Origin of the sequence: Virgibacillus chiguensis, from assembly GCF_900129865.1 — a bacterium.
Lineage (GTDB): Bacteria > Bacillota > Bacilli > Bacillales > Amphibacillaceae > Virgibacillus > Virgibacillus chiguensis.
The window spans coordinates 1-5,471 of the sequence record NZ_FQXD01000035.1 but is presented as its reverse complement, the minus strand read 5'-3'; the positions used below and the strand labels follow the sequence as shown (position 1 = coordinate 5,471).

Sequence of the window (5,471 nt, the reverse complement as noted above, 5' to 3'; positions counted from 1 at the left end):
CGATTGGTTGGATAAATGATATAGGCTCTATTTGGCTCGATTCTATATGACCCCCAGGCATTCCAGGTACAGTCAATACATTTCTTTGCACAGGAGTAAAAAGAGGTTTAGTTCTGCCTCTTGTCATATGCAACCATGGCTTTCTAACTCCGTTAAAAGTAAATGATTTTTTAGGCAAAACTATCCCTCACTTCTTTATTCATAGTTTGTATTTCTGTTACTACAGGTTCGACGCTACTTCCTAATAGTGCGCTATCCAAATACACATTATTATCCTTAGCAAGTATCTGCATTAAGATATTATTTTGCTCTAATGTTGCATCTAGTAGGTCTTTGGTGTAGTCTTTACTCTTATTACCACTAGGAGCAGGAACCTCAACCGTTGTTTTACTATCTTTAGCATTTAAAGCCAACAAAGCCATAAACTCATTATTTCGTAGTTTACTTGGCTCAACAAGGCTTTGCCAGTTTTTAGTACCTTGCGCATACCTTGGTGCTGACTTTAATATACGTTTAGTCTCTCTTGCAGGTAATACATGAGAGCCTTTAGGCAAGTTAGGGATTATTGTGTCTGTAGGTGGCGACAAGAATGTCGCCCCCCCTGGTACTTGTATTAACTCCCTACCAGCATTAGCACCTTTACCATCACCAACAACCGCATGCCCTCCGGGGTGTCCGCTTGGCGGTGTACCATGTGCCCACCACTTAAAACCTTTAGCAACAAAGTTAATGACCTTATCTATAGGAGATTTTGCTTTTTTATCCAAGGAAGCGATCGAACCATTATCGTCAGCTTTTACGGGCTTTTCTATCATCTTCATCGCCCTTTTGTTAAGGTCATAAATAGTACGCATGTCTGTGACGTCAACTTTTTTGGTAACATCTTTGCTCGCCTCTTTGGTACGTCTATATTCAAGTGTGATACCTCTATCGGTTTTCTTGTTGTTATTGTCGATTTTCCCGCCTTGCCTATCAATCGCTTTAGAGCCTAGGTTTATTTTATTCTTAACTTGATCCCACAGCCCTGCTTCTTCGAGGATTTTCTTAAGAACATCATCGTTTTTACCAATCTTAGTATCGAGTTCAGAGATTTGGTTCCTGATTTCTTGCTTGTTAGCCCCTTCTTTTTCTAGGTTTTTTACTAACTGATTTCTTGTTTCTAGGAGCTTGTCATTTTTGTTTTGTATCTGCTTTACAATGTTGCCTTCTTCTACTTTAATCTCCGCTTTTTTAGCTAGGTTTTTTATATCCTGTTGTTCTTCTTGTGATAGCTTAGCGAGTTTGGTATCTAGTAAAGAGTTGATGTTATTATAGAGACCCAATTCTTCAAAAATATATAACTTTGCTTCTTGCTGTTTAGTATTTGAAGCAACCAACTTGTCATAACGTTTTTGTTCTTCAATTGTGAGTTCGCCGTTTTTCTGGCGCTTCTGTTCAAGCGCAAGAATTTCTTCATTGTTTTTAACTATGGATTGATCGAGTTGCGCTAATCCTTTTTGCCCTTCTTCGTTAATCCCTACTTGTTTGAGGACAATGTTAGTCATCTCCATATTGAGAGCTCTTATTTTTTCTAATTCCTCATCATTCTTTACAATTTTTTCATTTAGAGCATCTCTTTGTCCTTTGATTGCTTCTAACCCTTGACCAATACCATCCTTGATGTAACCCACTATGATTTCTTCTTCTCTTTTTAACTCATTTAACTTCTCCTGGTCTCCTCTGTGCAAAAGTTGCTGTTGCTTTATTTCAGAGTGGCGTTCGCGGAGAGTGTCATTTCTTTCTTTTTCGCTCATAGCTTCCAGATTTCGTAGTTCCTTTGACTTTTTATCAAGTTCAGCTATTTCTTCTTTTAGCCCCTTGTTGCTTTTAAGGATTTTACCTTTGTTTTCTTCCGCTATAACTAATTCATCGGACAATTCCTGCCTTGACATTTCGTAGAGAGATTGCACATACTCTTTTACTTCATCTGTATTTTTTGCAAAAGCATTACCTTGATCTGATATAGATTTCTCCACATCTGGAGATTGCTTGATAATATTCTTGTTAGCACCAAACAATTTTTTGAGTTCTTCTTTTGAGAGTCCTGACTTTTTAGCAAGATAATCATACTGCTTTTGTAACTCAGCTATCTCTCCAGGATTACTGGATTTAGATATACGGATATTTAAGTCGTTAAGCCTAGCGAGCTCATCATTGCTTATTTTTGCTTTATTAGACAATTTGTCAAACGTCTCTGCACTATTTTCTAAGTCAGTAGCTTGATCGCTTAATGACTTGGCTAAATCAATATTAACTTCTTTAGATTCTTTAGATTTTTCGGTTAGCTTATAAATGCCAATACCTAGCGCCGCAACACCAGCAATAGCTAGTCCAACAACGCCACCTTTACCCAAACGCGCAATAGATGCGGCTGCGCCTGTACCTTTAGCAACACCAATTTTTTTGGATAGTGACCCCATCCCTTTTATTAATGCACCAGTACCAGTTGTTAGTTTGCCGAAAATAGCTAATGTAGGACCAGCTGCAGCGGTTAACCCAGCAAATTTTAAAATGTTGTCCTGGACTTCCGGCTCTAATTCGTTAAATTTATCTATAATTTCTGCAACGGATGCGGTAGCTCTAGCCGCAATAGGCTCAAGTTTTTCTCCTAACTCAGATAATGCATCCATAAAATCATATTGAGCGTTTCGACCTTCAACGAGTTCTTTGTTGGTTTCTCTAAACTCTTTATTCACTTTGGATAAATCTAAATCATTCAATTCATCCAAAACGTAATTAAGAGCATCTCCGCTCTCCGTAGCTTCTGCTAAGCCTTCGTCAAAAGTTTCGAGATCTACGCCCATACGCTCTAATAATTCCGCAAATGGACCAATAGCCTTGCCAGTCGCTAACGTCTCTTGCAACCCGTCAGCTAAACCTTCAATTTTAAGGGTATCTGGAAACTTAATCACTGCACCAGATAAATCATCTACAGCTTGTAATAGTTGATTATCGCTCATTCCTGTGGCCATCAAGTTGGAAAGTGCTTCGACATTGGAATCCGTCTCGCCAGTAATCGCATTAAGGTCACGCATGGATTTCTCCATCACATCAACACCTGTTCCTGCTTGCTTGGCGTTAGTTTCGAGGCGTGCCATGTCTTGCCTTAACTCTCTAGTTGATTCTACAGCTAATGTACCAAAACCAACAATAGGCGCTGTTACACTGGTGGATAGAGTTTGGCCAAAACTAGACATTTTATCTCCTGCTTTATCAAAACCAGATCCAACCGTTTCTAACTTATTGCCCATTTTTGTCCAGTTGGAGTTGGCAATACGTTGTTGCTCTTTAAACTTGGCCATCTCGTCTTTAGTGCGATTGACGTAGCGCTCCAAGTTTTTTAATGCTGCCGATTGATTGTTATATTCCTTTGCGGCTTTTTCAGCCTGCTTAGATCCCTCTCCATGTTCCTTGACCATTTTTGTATAAGATTTGTAAGCTCTATCTGTAACAGCTTTTTGAACTTCTAGCTTCTTGTTTAATCCTTTAATACGCGTTTCGTATTTTGTAATAGACTGTTCACCACGATCAAAAGCAGACATGTTTGCTTTCATTTCGCTGTTTACAGTTGTCAATTTGGACTTCAAATCCTGCAAGCCACTACTTACCTTTATTGTTTCTAGGTCAAGGCCTATGGACAAGCCTTCAAGACGTTCTGCCATAGCAATTTACCTCCCTTCTATCCACCGAATGCCGCAATAAGAGATTTTTCTTTTTTAGGTTTATTTTTATCTCGCATTATTTGACCAATAAAGTGGATAGGCATGTCTAGCACCTCGTTGATGTCTTTACCATTAGCCACTAAGTCAGCGATGAGTTTATCCATAAAATCTGCTTGATGCGCAAAAGAAAAGTCCTCATCGCTTAACTTTTCTGCGCCAGAAAGTTTTTTGTGTCATCCGACTGCTGTCCTTGAGCCACAAAAATAACTTGATCATATAGTGCTGCTTTACCATCAGGAGCATGTAATCGATTGTACAAGTCATCCTTGCTAAACTTACCAACGAAAATCTCATTTGCTACAAAGTCCGCCAGTTTATCAAACTTATTGGACTCAGACATTTTTGTGTCGTTCTCCAAATCCACAATTAGCTGAATGGCGTCTCTTGCTACACGCAAAGGGATAAAAGCAGGTGTCCATACCTTTTCAATTTCAACTTCTTCCCCCTTGATTGCTTCCTCTGGGTTTTTAACTAATTCGATTAGATTTCGTTTTAAATTAGCCATATATGATTCCTCCTAAGTAAAAAAGAGCAAGGTATTAACCATGCTCTTATGATCCTGCGCCTTCTAGCGCTTCAATTCTTGCTATAATGTCGTTATATTGAGTTTCGGTTCCAAAGCCATCTTTGCCGTCTTTACCCGGATTCCCTTTGTCGCCTTTATCGCCTTTATCACCCTTCGGACCTTTTAAAGAGTTTAACCACTCTTGCTCGGTTCCTGTAAAGCCACTATCAACAGCGATCTCATATGCTGACTTACCCGGGGTTCCTGGATCACCTTTTTCACCGGATCCGCCACTAGATTGTCTGACTAAATTGGCTATTTCTCCTGCTTTTACAGCATCTGTTACGTAGCCAATTCCTTCCCCAGCAGATCCGACAATGACACCACCATCTCCTGCTTCCACATATTGGCCTGCAGTTAAATCCTCCCCCGCTTCTACATTCCATATTGGCTTATCTCTCATAGTTACGGTGACGGCTTGACTTTCTTTAAGATCTCCTGTAGACACAAAGTCTGGTGATTCTCCTGCTGCAGTAATAGATAAATGTGGGGCACCGTTACCACCTGTCATAGATAGTAAGCGATTAGCTGGTATGTCTTGGGTTACAATTGCATCGAAAGTACTCATTATCCTTCTACACCTCCGCCAGTTTCTGTTCCATTTTCACTTGGATAAGCTTGCCCAAATACTTTCATAAATAACGCATCGCGGTTTATAGTCTCGCCTTTTGCATCTCTAGCAAAAAGCACTGATTTTTCTTCAATAAACCCTTCTACTTTTCGATCCATAAATTGAGCTGTGATTTCTTCAGAACTATACTCCACACCTTCGCCTTTTGTGTTTCCAGTTACTGATGGGCGAGTAAATATGCCTTTAGGTAATCCTACGTACTCACGAGATCCATCTTCAAAAGTTTTGGCAAAGATAACAGCAACATAAGGTGGATTATCATTGCTACCTGTAGCTGTTACTCCGTCAACAGTTTCCCAACCAAGTAAGTTCTCTTTATCTTCAATCGGGATTTTATGAAACCCCGCAGTAACGGAAACGTCTCCACCAGATACAGCTATTTCTGCGGTTTGATTATCGCCGTAAGCTCTAACCGGCTCTTGTGGCATTTCTACTGTAATAGTCTGCAAAAACTTTACTCTCTCAACATAATCAGCGATGACATTATCACCTACTGCACCGTAATAAAATTCAT

Annotated in this window: 5 protein-coding genes; all 5 read right to left on the bottom strand. The window is 39.7% G+C overall.

Annotated features, from left to right (window positions below):
* Positions 1–170 precede the first annotated feature (170 nt).
* Complete coding sequence (locus BUB45_RS19200) at positions 171–3,701, bottom strand: phage tail tape measure protein (RefSeq protein ID WP_073013490.1); 3,531 nt, start codon at positions 3,699–3,701, stop codon at positions 171–173.
* Between the two features lie 17 nt (positions 3,702–3,718).
* Entirely contained in the window at positions 3,719–3,865 is a 147-nt protein-coding gene (gene gpGT, locus BUB45_RS20070) for a phage tail assembly chaperone GT (RefSeq protein WP_170861800.1), read from the bottom strand.
* A gap of 38 nt (positions 3,866–3,903) precedes the next feature.
* Complete coding sequence (gpG, locus tag BUB45_RS19195) at positions 3,904–4,266, bottom strand: phage tail assembly chaperone G (protein ID WP_073013488.1); 363 nt, start codon at positions 4,264–4,266, stop codon at positions 3,904–3,906.
* 46 nt (positions 4,267–4,312) lie between these two features.
* Entirely contained in the window at positions 4,313–4,894 is a 582-nt protein-coding gene (locus BUB45_RS20315) for a hypothetical protein (protein WP_073013486.1), read from the bottom strand.
* A partial coding sequence (locus BUB45_RS19185) for a major tail protein (RefSeq protein WP_073013484.1) occupies positions 4,894–5,471 on the bottom strand: 578 nt, incomplete at its 5' end. The genes BUB45_RS19185 and BUB45_RS20315, both read right to left, overlap by 1 nt.